We start from the raw sequence: 18,668 nt of genomic DNA on the forward strand, positions 1-18,668 counted from the left end.
CGCAACACGCGGGAGGCCTACTGGACATACCTGCGCCGATATCCCAATGGTCCCCATGCGGCCGATTGCCGGCGCAGGCTCGCGCGCCTCTCGGCGCCCTACGCTCCGCCGCCGGTCTTCGAGGAGGTGATCTTCGATGACCTGCCGCCGCCTCTGGACGTGGAGCGCGTCGAGGTTGTGGAGGTCGTGACGATCATCCGCGACGTGGGTCCGCCGCGTGTGCCGGTCTATCTCCTGCCGCCGCGGGATGAGGACGATGAGGAGTTCATCACCATCATCCGCGAACCGCCGCCGCCGCCCATCATGGCCGGCATGCTGCCGATTCCGGTAGCGATCCCCGTTCCTTACTGGGCGCGTCCGCCTCGGCACTTCTACCAGCCGATCGCCCCCAGGACGCCGCGGGGCCCGGTCGCCATTCCGGTCTCGGCTCCGCCAATCTACGATGCCGGCGATGGCCGCGGCCCGCGACCGCGTGGTCGCGTGCTTCCCGAGCGACCCCGCGTGCCGCGCCAGCCCGGACTGGCCGCGCCCCTCGAGCCGATCCCGATTTCGGTCAATCCGAGAGCACCCCGTGACGAGAGGGGCGCTCGTCCGGGCGAGCCGCCACGCGTGCGGCCCGACCGTATCCCGTCCCGTCCGATCCCGCTCATCGGTGACCGGCAGGAGCGCCCGCGTCAGATCCGTCCCGAGGCTCCTGTTCGGGATGCAGGGCGCGCAGGGAATCCAAGATTTGGGGATCCGAGATTCGATGCCGACGAGATTCTCCCGCGCCAGCCGAGACCCGACAGGCCTCGGATCGAAATCGATCGTGAGCGTCCGGATCGGGACAGGGCTGGACGCGAGCCGGAGCGCCGGGATCCTCGCACCAGACCGGACAGGCCCGACCGGGAGGTCCCGGCAATCGCTCGGCCGCCGATAGGGCTGCCGCAGCTGGAGGACCGTCACCCGCGCCGCGACGAGGACGATGTGCGCCGCCCACGGATGGAACGGCCTGCATCCCTCGAGAGGCTGGACGGGGAGCGGCCCGCTCGCGCAATGCGGCCGCCGCTGCTCGATGAAGGCCGTCCGGAGCGCCCGCCGGCCATGCGGCTCCCGCGGGACTTTGCACCCCGGGAGATCGACAGAGCCGAAAGGCGGGCCCGCCAGTTCCAGGAGGAGCGCCTGGCGCCGCGTGGGGCAGGTCGCATCGAGCGCCCCGAGCCGCCCGCGTTCCAGCCCAGGCCGATGCCGCGCATGCAAATGCCGTCGCGGCCGGAGCGAGCCTTCGAACCGCCCAGAGCGATAGGCCAGCCCCGCCCGGGGCGTGACATGGACAGGCCGCCCCAGCTTCGCCCCGCACCGGAAGCGGCCAGGCGGCAGGGAGGCGACAACCGTCCGCAGCGCTGCCTGCCCGGACGGCCCTGTCCTCCGGAGCGCTAACCTCTCAAAGCAAAGCGCCGGAGCCTGAAAGCTCCGGCGCTTATGTTTCAGGCTTTCGGGTGAGACGAGGCGATTACTTGTCGAGCCGGGCGATCAGGCTTGACGTGTCCCAACGCTTGCCGCCCATCTTCTGGACCTCGGCATAGAACTGGTCGACGATGGCCGTGACCGGGAGGCTGGCGCCGTTCTTGCGCGCCTCGTCCAGAACGATGGACAGGTCCTTGCGCATCCAGTCGACGGCAAATCCGAAGTCGAACTTGCCCTGGTTCATGGTCTGGCCGCGGTTCTCCATCTGCCAGGAGCCGGCGGCGCCCTTCGAGATCACCTCGAGCACCGCCTCGATGTCGAGGCCCGCCTTCTTGCCGAAATGAATGCCCTCGGCGAGGCCCTGCACGAGGCCGGCGATGCAGATCTGGTTGATCATCTTGGTGAGCTGGCCGGAGCCTGCGGGACCTAAGAGGCGGGAGGCGCGGGCAAAGCTCATGATCACCGGCTCTGCCTTGGCGTAGACCTCGGCGTCACCGCCGCACATCACCGTGAGAACGCCGTTTTCCGCGCCCGCCTGACCGCCAGAGACCGGAGCGTCGATGAAGGCGAAGCCCTTGTCCCGGGCGGCGGCGTAGAGCTCGCGCGCCACTTCCGCCGAGGCCGTGGTGTGATCGACGAAGATCGAGCCTGCGCTCATGCCCTCGAAGGCGCCGTCCGGACCGAGCGTCACTTGGCGCAGGTCGTCGTCGTTGCCGACGCAGGCGAAGACGATCTCCTGGCCCTGGGCCGCTTCGCGCGGGGTCCCGGCGGCGCGTCCGCCATGCTCCGACACCCACTTGTCCGCCTTCGCACGGGTGCGGTTGTAGACCGTCACCTCGTGGCCCTTCTCCTTGAGGTGACGCGCCATGGGATAGCCCATCACGCCAAGACCGAGGAATGCAACCTTCGCCATCGTCCGCTCCTTAAAATCCTACCCGGTTCTAGCGCATCGTGCGGAAAAGTGGACCCGGTTTTCCGCAGAGAACGATGCGCTGCTTAAGGAAGGGAGCATCGGATGGATCCCAAAAGTGCAAATCCACTTTTGGGTCCGATGCTCTAGGAAGGCGGGACGCTCAGGTCAAACGGCTCTACTTGATGTCGAAGGAAAAATATTTGGCCCGGATCCGGTCGTAGGTGCCGTCGCTCTTCACCTGGGCGATGGCGCGGTTGAACTGGTCCCGGAGGGCTTCGTCCTCCTTGCGCAGGCCGACGCCATAGGCCTCGCGCTTGTAGGCTGGCTCCGCCGGCGCATCGCCGAGGATATGGCAGCAGCCTCCTTCCCGCGTCTCGAGAAATTTCGCCAGAAGCAGCTCGTCCGCGAAGACGGCATCGATGCGCCCGACGAGGAGATCGAGATTGGCTTCCTCCGCCTTGGCATAGAGGATGACCTCGGCTTTCTTGTAATAGGTTTTCAGGTAGGCTTCGTGATCGGTCCGCTCGATGGTGCCGATCTTTTTGCCTGCCAGCGCCATGGGCGACACCGCACCGGGAGCCGTCTCCTTCGAGCCGATGAACACGGCGGGGATCCGATAATAGGGATCCGAGAACGCGATCCTCTTCTGGCGCCGCTCCGTGATCTCCAGCGACGACATGATCGCATCGTATTCCCGGTTCACGAGGCCCTTGATGATGCCGTCCCATTCATGCTGCACGAGCTCGCATTGAGCCTTCATGGCCTCGCACAGGCTCTTGAGCAGATCGACCTCGAAGCCCTGCAGCTCCTGGTTGGAATCGATGAAGTTGAAGGGTGGGTAGGCGCCTTCGATGGCGATGCGGATTGCGGGTTTCGGCGCAGGATCAGGTGCCTGCGACAGGCTCGGGCTCGAGCCGAGCCCGAGCAGCATGCCCACGACAAGTGTCAATTTTCGTCCAAAACCGAGTACGTTCACGGCCGCCCAGCCCAAATAGTTGAGCTTGATATCACTGGAAAATACTGAACAGTCAAATGACAGGCTGTCTCACTACTTTCTGGAGATAGTAAAAGAACAGCTCTAGAGCATCGGACCCAAAAGTGGATTTGCACTTTTGGGCCCCATTCGATGCTCCCTTCCTTAAGCAGCGCATCGTTCAGGGCGGACCGGAGGTCCGCACGATGCGCTAGCCGCCTGTGACGCTCATATGGCGGTTCAGCGCCGGGCGGAAATGGCGCCGGTCGATGATGAAATCGTGCCCCTTGGGCTTGCGGGCAATCGCCTCCACGATGGCCTGTTCGAGCAGGTCGTTGCTCTCTGAGGCGCGCACCGGCGCCCGGAGATCGGCTGCATCCTCCTGGCCGAGACACATGAAGAGCTGGCCCGTGCAGGTCACCCGCACCCGGTTGCAGCTTTCGCAGAAGTTGTGCGTCATCGGGGTGATGAAGCCGAGCCGCCCGCCTGTCTCCTTCACCCGCACATAGCGGGCAGGCCCCCCCGTCCGGTCGTCGAGATCCTCCAGGGTGTACCTGGTTCCCAGCCGGGCGCGGATCAGGGAGAGGGGAAGGAACTGGTCAACGCGCTCACCGTCGATCTCACCCAGCGGCATCACCTCGATGAGCGTCAGGTCCATGCCGCGGCCATGGGCCCATTCCAGCAGTGCCTCCAGCTCGTCCTCGTTGACGCCCTTGAGCGCAACGGTGTTGATCTTGACCTTCAGCCCCGCTCCTTGCGCGGCATCGAGCCCGTGCAGCACCTTGGCGAGATCGCCCCAGCGGGTAATGCGCCGGAACTTGTCCGGGTCGAGGGTGTCCAGGGAAACGTTGATCCTCCTCACGCCGCAGGCCGCCAGATCCTTCGCGTGACGGGCCAGCTGCGAGCCGTTAGTGGTGACGGTGAGCTCGTCGAGGGCGCCCGCATCCAGATGGCGGGAGAGGGAGCCGAAGAGGGTCATGATGTCCCGCCGCACCAGGGGCTCGCCGCCGGTGATGCGCAGCTTGCGCACGCCTCGGGCCACGAAGACGGAGCAGATGCGGTCGAGCTCCTCGAGGGTCAGCAGGTCGCGCTTGGGCAGGAACGCCATGTCCTCGGACATGCAATAGACGCAGCGGAAATCGCACCGGTCCGTCACCGAGACGCGCAGATAGGTGATCGCCCGGCCGAACGGATCCAGAAGGGAGCGGCCGGCGTCGGATGTCTCAAGCTGAGCCGAAGTGGCCCTCATGGGGAGCACGCTCTCGTTCGAAGGAAGCCTTGCCTCCAACCTAATCATCGCGCACTGAGCGTCAATGCCAACCAGAGAAAGGGCGAGCCATGACATCCGAGCGCTGGCCGACGGAGCTGCGCCTCTCCAAGGACAAGCGCAGCCTGCGCATCGCCTTCGACGACGGCACTGCCTTCGATCTCCCGGCCGAGTATCTGCGGGTGACCAGCCCCTCGGCCGAGGTTCAGGGCCATAGCCCCGCCGAGCGCAGGACGGTGCCAGGCAAGCGCGACGTGGCGATCATCGGCGTGGAGCCGGTCGGGAACTACGCCGTCAAGCTTATCTTCGACGATATGCATGACACTGGGATCTACGGCTGGGATTATCTCTACCGGCTCGGCGTCGAGCAGGGGGAGAAGTGGCAGGCCTATCTCGACGAGCTGACGGCAAAGGGACTGTCGCGCGACCGGGTGCGGTGAAAACGACTCCTGAGACCGATCATTCACACGTCATCCCCGGACTTGTTCCGGGGATCCACGTCTTGTCCGCTTGAAACGTGGATGGCCGGGACGAGCCCGGCCATGACGTGTCAGAAGGGTGAATTCGCCTTAACGCAGAACCACGACCCTCGCGCCGACCCTGGCGCGGCTGTAGAGGTCGGTGACGTCCTCGTTGGTCATGCGGATGCAGCCCGAGGAGACGGCCTCGCCGATGGTCTCCGGCTCGTTCGAGCCGTGGATCCGGTAGATCGTGCTGCCGATATACATGGCGCGGGCGCCGAGCGGGTTGTCCGGGCCGCCTTTCATGTAGCGCGGCAGGTCGGGGCGGCGCTTGAGCATGGCCGACGGCGGGCGCCAATCCGGCCACTCGCGCTTCATGGTGATGGAATGGGTGCCGGCCCAGGTGAAGCCGGGGCGGCCGACGCCGACGCCGTATTGAACGGCCTGCCCGCTGCCGAGCACGTACCAGAGGCGGCGCTGGCTGGTCGAGACCACGATGGTGCCGGGCGCATAACGGCCGTCGAAGGAGACGATCTCGCGCGGGACGGCGGAAGCCTGTGCCCTGTACGTCTCTTCAGCGCTGTACAACGGCTGGCGGGTGAGGGGATCGATAGCCGTAAATGCCGCAGCCGGCGTCGCCATTGCGACGAAGGCGCAGGCAAGCCCGGAGAGGGCAGCGCGAGTGCGTCCCATAATTGCCTCGGTTTGAACATGTTTGGTGGCGGGCCCGTAATTGCTCAACGCAACAGCCCCGCTTCGGATCCATGGATTAACAGGGTTTTTTCATAAAATCCTAGTGGCGACCGGCCCCGATTTCGCCACATCGTAACCGAGCCGTTAAGGCCAAGGCGCCACAATTCGGGTCGTAAAATACTTGCCGGCTTGGCTGCTTCTTTGGCTTGACGCAGAACCCTTTGCGCCTTTAGAAGGCCCTTGTCAGGGCGCGTAGCTCAGCGGGAGAGCATTCGCTTCACACGCGAAGGGTCACAGGTTCAATCCCTGTCGCGCCCACCATTTCTTCCTGACAGACAAGCTTCACAAGTTCGTGTGCACCCTGCGGTGCGCATCGCTGCCTCATGTCATGCAGCCAGGGGCCTCATGAGGCGCTGTATTCCGGAAAACAGCTCATCGAAGTGGTTGATGACGAGATCCGGCCCCAGATCTCGCACCGGGACGTCCGTGTAGCCGAAGGGAACGGCGACGACCGGGATGCCGGCGTTCCGCGCGGTCACGATATCCGTCCGCGAATCCCCGATCATCACAGCCCGTGCTGGAGAGCCGCCCGCCCGCTCGATGGTGAGGGTCAGGTGGCGTGGGTCCGGCTTGAAATAGGGGAAGGTGTCGCGGCCGCAATTGGCTGCAAAGCGATGGCCGACGCCGAGTTCGTGCAGGAGCTTGACCGAGTGCTCCTCGACCTTGTTGGTGCAGACCGCCAGGATGAAGCCTGCCTGTTCCAGCCGGTCGAGGGCCGAGGCCACGCCCGGGTAGAGCCGGGTCTCGACACGGATGTTCTCTCCGTAATGCACCATGAACTGGCGGAACAGCTCGTCGAGATAGGCCGGTGTCAGCTCCTTGCCGGCCGCCTCGAAGCCGCGCTGGATCAGGGCCCTGGCGCCCGCGCCGATCATGTCGCGGGCCTTCTCGACCGGCAGGGGGGACAAGCCCTCCCGCCTGAGGATCACGTTCAGGGTTCCGACGAGGTCGCCGGCCGTGTCTGCCAAGGTTCCATCGAGGTCGAAGACAGCGATGGGCGAGACGTTGTGCGGGGTATCAATGGCCATGAAGGTCGGCTACCTGCTGAGGGCAAGGGAATCAAGCATGGGATGATATGGTCTCAAGGTTGATTCGTTCTTACCGAATGGAGTGTTGAATGCGGCCTTCTGGTTCCGCGGCGATAATTTTTGCAGCCCTGGCGCTGGGAGGCTTCTCCGCTTCCGCCCAGGCTGCACCCTATGACTTTGTGCCCGCTCCCCAGACCGACCTGAACCGTATTTATAGGATCGATCGGATCACAGGCGAGGTGAGCTCCTGCCAATATGGCCTCCAGGAAGGCACGATCGGGGTGACATTGTGCTTCAGCGCAGGCGAAGGCGCAGGGCCCCAGGTTCCGAGCGAATACGGGCTCGTCGCCTCACGCCATGAACGGGAAGGGGGCGTCTTCCGGGTCAATTTCCGCACCGGCCAGATGAGCATCTGTTACGTGTTCGACGAGCGGGTGGTGTGCACGCCTCAGACGACCCCGTCGCCGGCGACGTCCTCGGCAGCCGCTCCGGTGGCCACGCCCAGCGTCGGCCCAGGCACGGGAGCCTCGCCGCAGCGTCCCTGAAGCCGTTTATGGGGTCGTCAGGCCATTCACCCGTGAAACCTTCTTTCTTCCAGGCGCTCCGGCATGCTAGAGCATCGTGCGGAAAAGTGGGTCCGGTTTTCCGCGCTAACGATGCTCTCATCAAGCAGAAAGCATCGGATTCGATCCCAAAAGTGGTTTCCACTTTTGGGTCCGATGCTTTAGAGGCGGGCCATAAGGCCCTCCAGCCAGGGCGCCTCCCTTGTTTTAGAGGATATTCGTGAGCGACACTCTCAAACGCGCAGCAGCCGAAAGGGCGGCCCAGCTCGTCACCGACGGCATGAGGCTGGGCCTCGGCACCGGCTCGACGGCGGCTCATTTCGTCGCGGCCATCGGCGAGCGTGTCCGGGGCGGGCTGAAGGTCGTGGGGGTTCCGACCTCCGAGAGGACCCGTGACCAGGCCCAGCGCGAGGGCATTCCCCTGACGACCCTCGACGAGACCCCGGACCTCGACCTGACGGTCGACGGCGCCGACGAACTCGATGACGACCTGCGCCTGATCAAGGGGGCCGGCGGTGCGCTCCTGCGGGAGAAGATCGTGGCTTCCGCGAGCCAGCGGATGATCGTCATCGCCGATGGATCGAAGCACGTCCCGAAGCTCGGCCGCTTTCCGCTTCCCATCGAGGTGGTTCCCTTCGGCCTCACGGCCACCGAGCGGGCGATCGCCAGGCTGCTCGATTCCCTGTCCATGACCGGCGAGCTGCGCCTCCGGCACGCTGCCGACGGTGCACCGTACGTGACGGATGGCGGCCATTTCATTCTCGATGCGCATCTCGGGCGCATCGACAAGCCGAACGTGCTTGCCTCGACGCTGAACAATATTCCCGGCGTCGTCGAGCACGGTCTTTTCCTGGGCCTTGCCACCGGCGCGATCCTCGCCACGGCTGACGGGCTCGTCGAACTCGGTCAGCTCTGACCAAAAGCCATGACGATTGGAGCCACATTCATGATCCGCAACGCCTCACGCCTGGCCGCGACCTCGGTCGCCCTGTTCATGCTCGCAAGCTCTGCCTTCGCGCAAAGCCAGCCGAGCGCCAGCCATCTCGCTCTTGCCCGCGAAGTCGCCATCGGCTCCGGCATGACCCGGTCGTTCGATGCCATGGTCGAGCCGTTCCTCGACCAGCTGCAGCAGATGAACGTCACCCGCCCCGAGATCAAGAATGACCTCATCCAGGTCGTAGCCCAGATCCGGCCCGAGCTCGACCAGCAGAAGCAGAAGATGGTCGACAATGCGGCCAGGGCTTTCGCCAGCCGCCTGTCCGAGTCCGAGCTGAAGGAGATCGCAGCCTTCTACAAGTCGGCCGCGGGCGCCAAGTATGTTCAGGTCCAGCCCGGCGTTCTCGACGACATCGTGCGGGATCTCGCCACCTGGACGCAGCAGACCGCCCAGTTCGTCATGACTCGCGCTCGCGAGGAGATGAACAAGCGCGGACACCAGCTGCAGTAAGCTGCGCTCGCAGCCACACACCAAGCAAAAGGCCCGGGAATGTCCCGGGCCTTTTCTTTTGAAGGTCAATCCTCGACGGCCCTGAAGCGGCCAAGGCCCTTGAGGAAGAAGGGCAGGATGAGGGCGATCAGGGCAATAGTGAGAAGCGTCGCCGAGATCGGGCTCTGCAGGAGCACCATCGGATCGCCGAGGCTGATCGACAGCGCCCGCCGCAGCTGGCTCTCGGCGATGGGCCCTAGAATCAAGCCGACCACGACCGGCGCGATCGGAAAATCGAAGCGCCGCATCAGGAAGCCGAGCACGCCGAAGACGGCCAGCATGATGAGTTCCACCGGCGACGGGTTGGCCGCAATCGTGCCCATCGTGGCAAAGACCAGGATGCCCGCATAGAGCCAGGGCTGCGGGATCGCGAGCAGCCTGACCCACAGGCCGACCAGCGGCAGATTCAGCACCAGCAGCATGGTATTGGCGATGAACAGGCTGGCGATGAGGCCCCAGACGAGTTTGGGCTGGTCCGCGAAGAGCAGGGGACCGGGATTGAGGCCGTATTGCTGGAAGCCGGCGAGCAGCATGGCCGCGGTGGCAGAGGTGGGAAGGCCCAGCGTCAGCAGCGGCACGAGCGTCCCGGCAGCCGCCGCATTGTTGGCGGCCTCCGGGCCGGCCACGCCTTCAATGGCACCCCTGCCGAACTCTTCCGGATACTTCGTCAGCCGCTTCTCGGTCGAGTAGGACAGGAAGGTCGGAATCTCCGCACCGCCGGCCGGAAGCGCGCCGATCGGGAAGCCGAACATGGTTCCCCGCAGCCAGGGCTTCCACGAGCGCTTCCAATCCTCCTTGGTCATCCAGAGGGAGCCGCGCACGGCCTCGAGCTTCTCCTCGTGGACGTGCCGCCGGGAGGCGACATAGAGCGCCTCGCCCACGGCAAAGAGGCCGACCGCCAGGGTCGTGACTTCGATGTTGTCATAGAGTTCCGGCACGCCGAAGCTCAGGCGGGACTGACCGGAGAGGATGTCGATGCCCACCAGTCCCAGCATGAGGCCGATGAACAGGCTCGTGAGGCCGCGGACGGGCGAATCGCCGAAGGTGGCCGAGACGGTGACGAAGGCCACGACCATCAGGGCGAAGTAATCCTCAGGCCCGAAGCTCACGGCGATGTCGACAAGATAAGGGGCGAGGAAGGTCAGGCCCAGCGTCGCGATGGTGCCTGCCACGAAGGAGCCGATGGCCGAGGTGGCGAGCGCAGGGCCGCCACGGCCGGCCTTGGCCATCTGGTTGCCTTCGAGCGCCGTCGCCATGGAGGCGCTTTCGCCCGGCGTGTTGATGAGGATGGCCGTGGTCGAGCCGCCATACATGCCGCCGTAATAGATGCCGGCGAACATGATGATCGAGCCCGCCGGATCGAGCTTGAAGGTGATCGGCAGGAGGAGGGCCACGGTGAGCGCCGGGCCGATGCCGGGCAGCACGCCGACGGCAGTGCCGAGAAGAACGCCGATGAGCGCGAAGAGCAGGTTCGCCGGCTGGATGGCGACGGCAAGGCCGCCGGCGAGGGAGACGAAAGCTTCCATGGCGGGGGCCTCAGAACAGGCGCTCAAGAGGCCCTGCCGGCAAGGACAGGGTCAGGAGCTTGGCAAAGAGCACGTAAACGAAGACGGCGATGACCGCACCGATGATGAAATCGGTGACGAAGGCCCGGCGTCCGAAGGCCGTCGAGGTAGCTGCGAACAGCAGGGCTGTCCCGATCATGAAGCCGCCGCCGAACCGGATCAGGACGATCAGGCAGGCAAGCGCCCCGAGGATCAGGATGATCGGCTTCCAATCAAGGGTGTCGCGGGCGGGAAGGTCTCCACGGAAAGCCCCGATGGCGTTGCCGATGGCGAGCAGCGTGAGGCCTCCGGAGACGACGATGGGCATGACCTTCGGGCCGAGATCGTAGGGGGACAGGATCTGAAGCTTGCTCATGTCCCACCAGACCAGTCCGGCGAGGGCGAGGAGAACGAGTGCGATGACGAGGCCGGCCACGTCGATGCGCCGCTGGGAGGATGAGGTCATGGCCATTCCTGAAAAAGAAGCGCCGCGCTTCGAGAACGCGGCGCTCTGGACGTCATTCTAGGTTGAAGCTTAGGACTTCACCAGACCCACGGCGGTGAGCACTTCCTTGGTGCGGGTCTGTTCCTCGCCGAGAATCTTGGTAAAGGCGTCGCCCGAGATATAGGCGTCTTCCCAGCCCTTGGCCTTCAGATTTTCCTGCCATTCCTTGGACTTCGCCAGCTTGTCCATGGCATCCGTCAGGGCCTTCTTCTGGTCGGCGGAGATGCCGGGAGCGGCCACCACCGCGCGCCAGTTGGCGATCTCAAGGTCGATGCCCTGCTCCTTGATGGAGGGCACGTCCACATTGGCCGTCTTCTTGGCCGAGGTCAGGCCGATGAGACGCAGCTTGCCGGCCTTCACCTGGCTTTCGAACTCGCCATAACCCGAAATGCCCGCCGTCACCTTGCCGCCGAGGATGGCCGCCAGAGCCTCGCCGCCGCCGGAGAAGGGAATGTAGTTGATCTTGGTCGGATCGGCTCCCGCCGCCTTGGCGAAGAGGGCTGCCGCAATGTGGTCGACGCCGCCTGCCGAGCCGCCCGCCCAGGTCACCTTGGCCGGATCGGCCTTGATGGCTGCAGCGAGATCCTTCGCGTTCTTGATCGGCGAGTCGGCTGGCACCACGATCGCCTCGTATTCCGTCGTCAGGCGGGCGATGGGCGTTGTCTGATCGAGGGTGACTGGCGACTTGTTGGTAAGGAGCGCGCCCACCATGACGTAGCCCATCACCATGAGCTGGTTGCCGTCGCCCTTGGAATTGTTGACGAGCTGAGCGATGCCGATGGAGCCGCCGGCGCCCGGGACGTTGGTGACCTGCACGCTCTTGGCGATGCCGGATTGGGTCAAGGCCTGCTGCATGGAGCGGGCGGTCTGATCCCAGCCGCCGCCGGGAGCAGCCGGAGCCATGATCTTGAGCTCCATCTGAGCGGCTGCCGATGTCACGAAGCCGGCCACGGCGGCCGCGGCAAGTGCGCTGCGCCAAAGACCCTTGCGAAACTGGCTCATACATATCCTCCATCGACGCTGACATGAGGTCGCAGCGTCCTTCGCCAGACCCTAAGGCCGGTTTTTCGGGGGAGCAAGCGCTTGGTCCTTTATCGTTGTTGAACCATCGCGTAAGAGCCTTGCCATGAAACTCTCTGAGACGACCTTTCCCGACAGTTTCGGATCGGCCGGCCAGGCTCGGCTGGCTCACGGATTGTGGCGCGCGTCCGCGCTCGTTCTCGCCATCACGCCTGTGGGCATGGTGATCGCCCATCGCTCCAGCCCGACCTTCGTGGGTGTGAGCGCCGCTCTCGCCTTGGCGGCCGTGGCGGCGGAGGGGAGATTGCGCCAGTTCCTGCGGGAAGCGGGATCGGTTCTGAGTTCACCTTTAGGCATTGCTGTCCTGATCTTCTCCGGCTGGTGCTTCGCCTCCATCGGCTGGAGCGAGTTCAGGATGACGTCATTGTTGGGATTTGGGGAGTTCTGGCTTCCCATTACTGCCGTTTTCGTCCTGTCCCTGACGCTTGCCCCGCAGATCCCCCGGGGGATGTTCAAGATCCTGACGGGCGCGTTCCTGCTCGCCTGCATCATGATTCTGGTGGAACTCGGGACGGGCCTCGCTCTCCGCCGGGAGATCGGCCTGCGGGCCGATACCTTCATCTTCAACCGCTCCGTGCTGACCCTGCTGATGCTGGTTCCCCCGCTGGTCGCCTGGTATCTTGGGCAAAATTCTCGGGGCTGGCTCTACGGCCTCGGCTTGCTCCTCGTGTTTGCCGCTACAGCGCTCCACTCGGAAAGCGACGCAGCCGTTCTCGGCCTGATCGTCATCGGCTTGGTCGTGCCGTTCGGCTGGTATGCGCCGCGCCTGACCTGTGGGCTGGCGGCGATCGTATTCCTGGCCGCCCTGGGGATTTCACCCATCGTCGGGCCGGTCACTAGCTCCGTGATGCCTGCATCCATGCATCGGCTTCTGGCCAGCGGCCATTCCCGCGAGAGGGTCGCGCTCTGGAGCAGCTTTGGAGCGGCCGTGCGCAAGCAGCCGTTCATGGGCGGAGGCTTCAATGTGAGCCCTCATATGGCCGAGACGGCGGTTGCCAAGAAAGTGCCGGCCAAGCAGCGGCGCATGCTGGCCATCGGCCATCCGCATAACGCGGCGCTGCAGATCTGGACCGAACTCGGTGCCGTAGGAGCCGCTCTCGCTCTCGGGATCATCTTTCTGATCCTCTACTATTTCGCCCTGCAGCCTCATCCCATCGGGACCATGTCTCTGGCTCTGATCGCCGGCGCCGCGCCGGTGGCCCTCGTGGGGCACGGAGCTTGGCAGGGCTGGTGGGCTGCTTCTCTCGGTTCAGCCATTATATGGCTTATTGCAGTGAACAGGCTTCGATCGGAGACCGCCCCATGACCACCTCATTCGATGTGGACCTCTTCGTCATCGGAGGCGGGTCCGGCGGCGTGCGCGCGGCCCGGATTGCAGCTGGCTATGGGGCGAAGGTCCTGCTGGCGGAGGAGTACCGCGTCGGCGGAACCTGCGTGATCCGCGGCTGCGTGCCCAAGAAGCTGATGGTGTATGCGAGCCGCTTCGCCGATGAGTTCCACGAGGCCGAGGGCTTCGGCTGGAGCGTCGGGGAGACGCGCTTCGACTGGGCGACCCTGATCCGCAACAAGGACAGGGAGATCGACCGGCTGGAGGGGATCTACCGGGCAAACCTGGAAAAGGCCGGCGTCGAGATCGTCGACAGCCGGGCCGTGATCGAGGATGCGCATACGGTCCATGTGCTCAAGACCGGCGCGCGCATCCGCGCCCGCTATATTCTGGTGGCGGTCGGCGCTCATCCGACCCTGGAGCCCGTCATCCCCGGCGGCGAGCTCGGCATCACCTCGAATGAGGTTTTTCATCTGAAGAGCCAGCCGAAGCGTATCCTCGTCGTCGGCGGCGGCTATATCGCCGTCGAGTTCGCCGGTGTCTTCGCCGGGATCGGCAGCGAGGTCACGCTCCTGCACCGTGGCGATAAGCTCCTGCGCGGGTTTGATGACGACGTGCGCGATGCCCTGGGAGAGGCCTATGCCCAACGCGGCATCAACATCGCCCTGGGCCGGACCCTCACGAGCCTGGAGAAGGCAGGGGAGGGCATCGTCGCGACCCTGTCCGACGGCTCGACCCTCACCGTCGATCAGGTTCTCGTCGCCACCGGGCGGCGTCCCAACACCCAGGGGCTCGGTCTGGAGACGGCAGGGATCACGGTCGATGAGGTCGGGGCGATCCCGGTGGACGCCTATTCCCAGACCCTTATCCCCTCGATCTATGCGGTGGGCGACGTCACCAACCGGGCGAACCTGACCCCGATTGCCATCCGCGAGGGGCATGCCTTCGCGGATACCGTCTTCGGGGGCAAGCCTACCATCGTCGACCACGACCTGATCCCCACCGCCGTCTTCTCGACCCCGGAGATCGGCGTGATCGGCTGCGGCGAGGGGGCCGCCCGGGCGATCTATGGCGAGATCGACGTCTACAAGACCGCCTTCCGGCCCATGAAGGCGACGCTTTCGGGCGGCAAGGACCGGGTCTTTATGAAGCTCATCGTCGACAAGGCCACCGACAAGGTCGTGGGCGTCCACATCATGGGCCATGACGCGGGCGAGATGATCCAGCTTGCCGGAATCGCGGTCACCATGGGCGCCACCAAGGCCGATTTCGACCGCACCGTCGCGGTTCACCCAACGGCAGCGGAGGAACTGGTGACCATGCGGACGCCCGCGGTGGTCAAGAAGCCCGTGGCGGTGGGGTGACGGAATCGTCGCACCGGAGCATGGCTCCTATGCACTCGCCTTTTTATTTATGTCGTGTATAGGTGCCGTTTCATGCCGCTTGTTGCGGTGCACGATGAGCATTGAAGAACGGACACGGGGGTAAGTGTCATGACTGAGCGGTGGACGCCCGGCAGCTGGAGAAGCAGGCCGATCCAGCAGGTTCCGGCCTATCCGGATCTTGAGGCGCTTGAGAGCGTCGAGCAGCAGCTCGCCGCCTTTCCTCCGCTCGTGTTTGCGGGCGAGGCTCGCAAGCTGAAGCGGACCCTCGCCAAGGTCGCCAAGGGCGAGGCCTTCCTGCTTCAGGGCGGCGACTGCGCCGAGAGCTTCGCAGAGCATTCGGCCGACAACATCCGCGACTTCTTCCGCCTCTTCCTCCAGATGGCCGTGGTGCTCACCTATGCGGGCGGTTCGCCGGTGGTGAAGGTGGGTCGCGTGGCCGGCCAGTTCGCCAAGCCGCGTTCGGCACCGACGGAAACCATCGACGGGGTCGAGCTGCCGAGCTATCGCGGCGACATCATCAGCGACATCGCCTTCACGCCCGAGGGCCGCACGCCCGATCCGCGCCGCCAGATCGAGGCCTATCGCCAGTCGGCGGCGACCCTCAACCTGATCCGTGCCTTCGCCACCGGCGGCTATGCCAATCTCGAGAATGCGCATCGCTGGATGCTGGGCTTCGTGAAGGATTCGCCGCAATCCTCACGCTACAGCGAGCTCGCCGAGCGCATCACCGAGAGCCTCAACTTCATGCGGGCAATCGGCATCGATCCCGAGACCCATCCCGAGATGCGCTCGACGGATTTCTACACCAGCCACGAGGCCCTGCTGCTCGGCTACGAGGAGGCCATGACCCGTGTCGATTCCACGACCGGCGACTGGTACGCCACCTCCGGCCACATGGTTTGGATCGGCGACCGCACTCGCCAGCTCGATCATGCTCATGTGGAATACATGCGCGGCATCAAGAACCCGATCGGCCTCAAGTGCGGCCCGTCGCTCTCTCCGGATGGTCTTCTGAAGCTCATCGACGCGCTCAATCCCGAAGACGAGGCGGGCCGCCTCACCCTGATCTGCCGCTTCGGCGCGGACAAGGTCGGCGATCACCTGCCGGGTCTCATCCGCGCCGTGCAGCGGGAAGGCCGCACCGTGGTATGGTCCTGCGACCCGATGCACGGCAACACCATCAAGGCGGCGTCCGGCTACAAGACCCGTCCTTTCGAGCGGGTCATGGGCGAGGTGCAGGACTTCTTCGGCATCCATCAGGCGGAAGGGACGCATGCGGGCGGCATCCACCTGGAGATGACCGGCAAGAACGTGACGGAATGCACCGGCGGCGCCCGCGCGCTCACCGATGCGGATCTGCGCGACCGCTACCATACCTATTGCGATCCTCGGCTCAACGCGGAACAGGCGCTGGAGATTGCATTCCTGACCTCGGAGCTCATCAAGCGCGAGCGCCAGTCAAGGGAACAACCGGCCGCCCTGGCGGCGGAATAACCGGCTGGACGATTTAAGAAAAAGGGGCGCCGGAAGCGCCCCTTTTTCTTTTACGCATACGCTACTCTACTGGTATTCGAACTCAGCTCAGCCATCCCATGAAGAAGAGAATAAGGATGATCGGCAGGGGAATGCCGATGAGCCAAAGCAAGCCGCCTTTCAACATGTCAGTCTCCCAGGTAATTTCGTGTTGGAATAACGAACTGGACTGTTGCGGGTTCCCAGAAAGCTTGAGCTTTGTGAGGCTCCTTCGCCGCCGGCGTCCCACACCCCGCGCGACTTGAGCAGGATGGCGGATCAGGGCGGGTCGATCAGCGTTTAACTGTCGTGGGAAAGCTTTACCCATTGCATTGCTGCGCATCCGGCAGCGCGCTAAATCCCTAGCGCATCGTGCGGAACGATGGACCGGGTTTCCGCACTGAAGAACGCGCCGCTTGTAGGTCCGATGCTCAAGGTGCCATGGCTCAGAATATTCTCAAGATCGCCCTCGCGCAGCTCAACCCCATCGTCGGCGATGTGGCCGGCAACGAAGAGAAGGCGCGCCGGGCCCGCGCCGAGGGCGCCCGGATGGGGGCCGACATCGTGATGTTCGCCGAGCAGTTCCTTGCGGGCTATCCCGCCGAGGACCTCGTGCTCAAGCCCGCCTTTCAGGATACCTGCCGCGCCGCCCTCGAGCGGCTCGCCCGCGAGACGGCGGATGGCGGGCCCGGCATGCTCATCGGTCTGCCGTGGCGGGAGGAGGGGCTTCTCTACAACGCCTATGCGCTCCTCGACGGCGGCGCGGTCTCCGTGCGCTTCAAGGTCGACCTGCCGAATTACGGCGTCTTCGACGAGAAGCGCAACTTCGAGGCAGGACCCTTGCCGGGGCCGGTCAATTTCCGCGGCATCCGCCTCGGCCTTCCCATCTGCGAGGACATCTGGAGCGGGGACGTGGTCGAATGCCTCGCCGAGACCGGGGCAGAGATGCTGCTCGTGCCGAACGGCTCGCCCTACTGGCGCGGCAAGACCGAGGAGCGATTCAACATCGCTGCCGCTCGCGTGACGGAGAGCGGCCTGCCGCTCGTTTACCTCAATCAGGTCGGCGGTCAGGACGAGCTCGTCTTCGACGGCGCGTCCTTCGTGCTCAATACGGATTGCTCGCTTGCCTGCCAGCTGCCCGCCAATGAGGAAACCATAGCGCTCACTACCTGGGAGAAGGGTGAGGAGGGCTGGGTCTGCCGTGAGGCGCCCATCGTCACGGTGGAGGAGGGCGAGGAGGCCGATTACGCTGCCTGCATGCTGGGCCTGCGCGACTATGTCGAGAAGAACCGCTTCCCCGGCGTAGTGCTGGGACTGTCCGGCGGCATCGATTCCGCGATCTGCGCCGCCTTGGCGGTGGATGCGCTTGGGGCTAGCCGAGTGCATTGCGTGATGCTGCCCTACCGCTACACCTCCGGCGAATCCCTGAAGGATGCGGAGGACTGCGCCAAGGCGCTCGGCGTGCGCTATGACATCCTGCCGATCGCCGATCCGGTGGAAGGGTTCGAGGCCGCGTTGCAGCCCCTGTTCGCGGGGCGGGAACGGGACATCACGGAGGAGAACCTCCAGAGCCGGGCCCGCGGCACGATCCTGATGGCGATCTCGAACAAGTTCGGCTCCATGGTGCTGACCACCGGCAACAAGTCGGAGATGTCGGTGGGCTACGCCACGATCTACGGCGACATGAACGGCGGCTTCAACCCGATCAAGGATCTCTACAAGATGGAGGTCTATCGCATCTCCGCCCTGCGCAACCGCTGGAAGCCGAAGGGTGCGCTCGGGCCGGACGGCATCGTGATCCCCGAGAACATCCTCACCAAGGCTCCCACGGCCGAATTGCGCGAGAACCAGAAGGACCAGGATTCGCTGCCCCCTTATGAAGATCTCGACGAGATCCTGCGCGGGCTCGTGGAGGAGGAGCTGCGGGTCTCGGAGATCGTCGCCAAGGGCTACGATCTCGAGGTGGTGAAGAAGGTGGAGCGCCTGCTCTACATCGCCGAATACAAGCGCCGGCAGGCGGCGCCCGGCGTGAAGGTGACGCGCCGGAATTTCGGCCGCGACCGCCGCTATCCCATCGTCAATCGCTACCGCGATCAGGGTCTGGCAGCCCACCAGAAGGACGAAGCGCTGGAGCGCGCCATCGGCAAGCCACGCGCGGGTTCGATGGACGTGTAGGGCTCTTTCCCTCCCCCTTGCGGGGAGGGATGAAGGGTGGGGGTCGCAAAGTCGGAACACTGCGGCTCATCCAGAATGTATGAGGCATATACCGTGCATCCCCTCTCCCGGGTGGGAAAGGGAGGATTGTCATCTCCGCGATCGCCCACCCAGTCGGACCACCCCCACCCCTAACCCCTCCCCGCAAGGGGGAGGGGAAATGATGCTCACCCCTTGCGCCGCCGGGCTCCCTTCGCCATAGCATCTGCAT

The 18,668-nt window shown here is 64.8% G+C and carries 16 protein-coding genes, 1 tRNA gene and 1 pseudogene; 10 read left to right on the top strand and 8 right to left on the bottom strand.

What is annotated here, in order from left to right; all coding sequences use genetic code 11:
* A pseudogene (locus ILT44_RS27435) lies at nt 1-1,419 on the top strand (hypothetical protein); the annotation flags it as partial.
* Between the two features lie 73 nt (nt 1,420-1,492).
* Here the strand turns inward: ILT44_RS27435 and ILT44_RS27440 are convergent.
* The 3 genes from ILT44_RS27440 to moaA all read right to left on the bottom strand — a co-directional run bounded on the left by ILT44_RS27440 (nt 1,493) and on the right by moaA (nt 4,581).
* On the bottom strand, nt 1,493-2,359 hold the full coding sequence (locus ILT44_RS27440) for an NAD(P)-dependent oxidoreductase (RefSeq protein WP_204242789.1): 867 nt from the start codon (nt 2,357-2,359) through the stop codon (nt 1,493-1,495).
* A gap of 175 nt (nt 2,360-2,534) precedes the next feature.
* Nucleotides 2,535-3,308 (bottom strand): ABC transporter substrate-binding protein, encoded by a 774-nt coding sequence (locus ILT44_RS27445; RefSeq protein WP_204242790.1) that lies wholly within the window; start codon nt 3,306-3,308, stop codon nt 2,535-2,537.
* Nucleotides 3,309-3,543: 235 nt separating this feature from the next.
* Complete coding sequence (gene moaA / locus ILT44_RS27450) at nt 3,544-4,581, bottom strand: GTP 3',8-cyclase MoaA (RefSeq protein WP_204242791.1); 1,038 nt, start codon at nt 4,579-4,581, stop codon at nt 3,544-3,546.
* A gap of 89 nt (nt 4,582-4,670) precedes the next feature.
* Here moaA and ILT44_RS27455 point away from each other — a divergent pair, with 89 nt between their 5' ends.
* A complete protein-coding gene (locus ILT44_RS27455; protein ID WP_204242792.1) occupies nt 4,671-5,039 on the top strand; it encodes a gamma-butyrobetaine hydroxylase family protein in 369 nt (122 codons plus the stop codon).
* Nucleotides 5,040-5,168: 129 nt separating this feature from the next.
* On the opposite strand, the gene ILT44_RS27460 is transcribed toward ILT44_RS27455, so the two are convergent.
* Nucleotides 5,169-5,753 carry a L,D-transpeptidase gene (locus ILT44_RS27460; protein ID WP_204242793.1) on the bottom strand — a complete coding sequence of 195 codons (585 nt, stop codon included), beginning with the start codon at nt 5,751-5,753 and terminating at the stop codon, nt 5,169-5,171.
* A gap of 246 nt (nt 5,754-5,999) precedes the next feature.
* Between ILT44_RS27460 and ILT44_RS27465 the strand changes: the two genes are divergently transcribed.
* Nucleotides 6,000-6,074 (top strand) — tRNA-Val (locus tag ILT44_RS27465).
* A gap of 65 nt (nt 6,075-6,139) precedes the next feature.
* Here the strand turns inward: ILT44_RS27465 and ILT44_RS27470 are convergent.
* Nucleotides 6,140-6,841 (bottom strand): HAD family hydrolase, encoded by a 702-nt coding sequence (locus tag ILT44_RS27470; RefSeq protein ID WP_204242794.1) that lies wholly within the window; start codon nt 6,839-6,841, stop codon nt 6,140-6,142.
* Between the two features lie 89 nt (nt 6,842-6,930).
* Between ILT44_RS27470 and ILT44_RS27475 the strand changes: the two genes are divergently transcribed.
* The 3 genes from ILT44_RS27475 to ILT44_RS27485 all read left to right on the top strand — a co-directional run bounded on the left by ILT44_RS27475 (nt 6,931) and on the right by ILT44_RS27485 (nt 8,851).
* Nucleotides 6,931-7,386, top strand: coding sequence for a hypothetical protein (locus ILT44_RS27475; protein WP_204242795.1), 456 nt, complete (start codon nt 6,931-6,933; stop codon nt 7,384-7,386).
* A 238-nt stretch (nt 7,387-7,624) separates the two neighbouring features.
* Nucleotides 7,625-8,320, top strand: a complete 696-nt coding sequence (gene rpiA / locus ILT44_RS27480) for a ribose-5-phosphate isomerase RpiA (RefSeq protein WP_204242796.1) — start codon at nt 7,625-7,627, stop codon at nt 8,318-8,320.
* A gap of 30 nt (nt 8,321-8,350) precedes the next feature.
* Entirely contained in the window at nt 8,351-8,851 is a 501-nt protein-coding gene (locus ILT44_RS27485) for a DUF2059 domain-containing protein (RefSeq protein ID WP_204242797.1), read from the top strand.
* A 65-nt stretch (nt 8,852-8,916) separates the two neighbouring features.
* On the opposite strand, the gene ILT44_RS27490 is transcribed toward ILT44_RS27485, so the two are convergent.
* The 3 genes from ILT44_RS27490 to ILT44_RS27500 all read right to left on the bottom strand — a co-directional run bounded on the left by ILT44_RS27490 (nt 8,917) and on the right by ILT44_RS27500 (nt 11,941).
* Nucleotides 8,917-10,416, bottom strand: a complete 1,500-nt coding sequence (locus ILT44_RS27490; RefSeq protein ID WP_204242798.1) for a tripartite tricarboxylate transporter permease — start codon at nt 10,414-10,416, stop codon at nt 8,917-8,919.
* Between the two features lie 10 nt (nt 10,417-10,426).
* Entirely contained in the window at nt 10,427-10,900 is a 474-nt protein-coding gene (locus ILT44_RS27495; protein ID WP_204242799.1) for a tripartite tricarboxylate transporter TctB family protein, read from the bottom strand.
* A gap of 69 nt (nt 10,901-10,969) precedes the next feature.
* Entirely contained in the window at nt 10,970-11,941 is a 972-nt protein-coding gene (locus ILT44_RS27500) for a Bug family tripartite tricarboxylate transporter substrate binding protein (RefSeq protein WP_204242800.1), read from the bottom strand.
* 124 nt (nt 11,942-12,065) lie between these two features.
* On the opposite strand from ILT44_RS27500, the gene ILT44_RS27505 reads away from it, so the two are divergent.
* From ILT44_RS27505 to ILT44_RS27520, 4 genes are all read left to right on the top strand, one after another.
* Nucleotides 12,066-13,325: an O-antigen ligase family protein gene (locus tag ILT44_RS27505; RefSeq protein ID WP_204242801.1), complete on the top strand. Its 1,260-nt coding sequence runs from the start codon at nt 12,066-12,068 to the stop codon at nt 13,323-13,325.
* Nucleotides 13,322-14,710: a glutathione-disulfide reductase gene (gene gor / locus ILT44_RS27510; protein WP_204242802.1), complete on the top strand. Its 1,389-nt coding sequence runs from the start codon at nt 13,322-13,324 to the stop codon at nt 14,708-14,710. Before ILT44_RS27505 ends, gor begins: the two co-directional genes overlap by 4 nt.
* Nucleotides 14,711-14,839: 129 nt before the next feature.
* Nucleotides 14,840-16,225 carry a class II 3-deoxy-7-phosphoheptulonate synthase gene (locus tag ILT44_RS27515; protein ID WP_204242803.1) on the top strand — a complete coding sequence of 462 codons (1,386 nt, stop codon included), beginning with the start codon at nt 14,840-14,842 and terminating at the stop codon, nt 16,223-16,225.
* Between the two features lie 459 nt (nt 16,226-16,684).
* On the top strand, nt 16,685-18,418 hold the full coding sequence (locus tag ILT44_RS27520; RefSeq protein ID WP_204242804.1) for an NAD+ synthase: 1,734 nt from the start codon (nt 16,685-16,687) through the stop codon (nt 18,416-18,418).
* Nucleotides 18,419-18,668 lie beyond the last annotated feature (250 nt).

The sequence above is a fragment of the Microvirga arvi genome, assembly GCF_016892765.1.
GTDB classification, from domain to species: Bacteria; Pseudomonadota; Alphaproteobacteria; order Rhizobiales; family Beijerinckiaceae; genus Microvirga; species Microvirga arvi.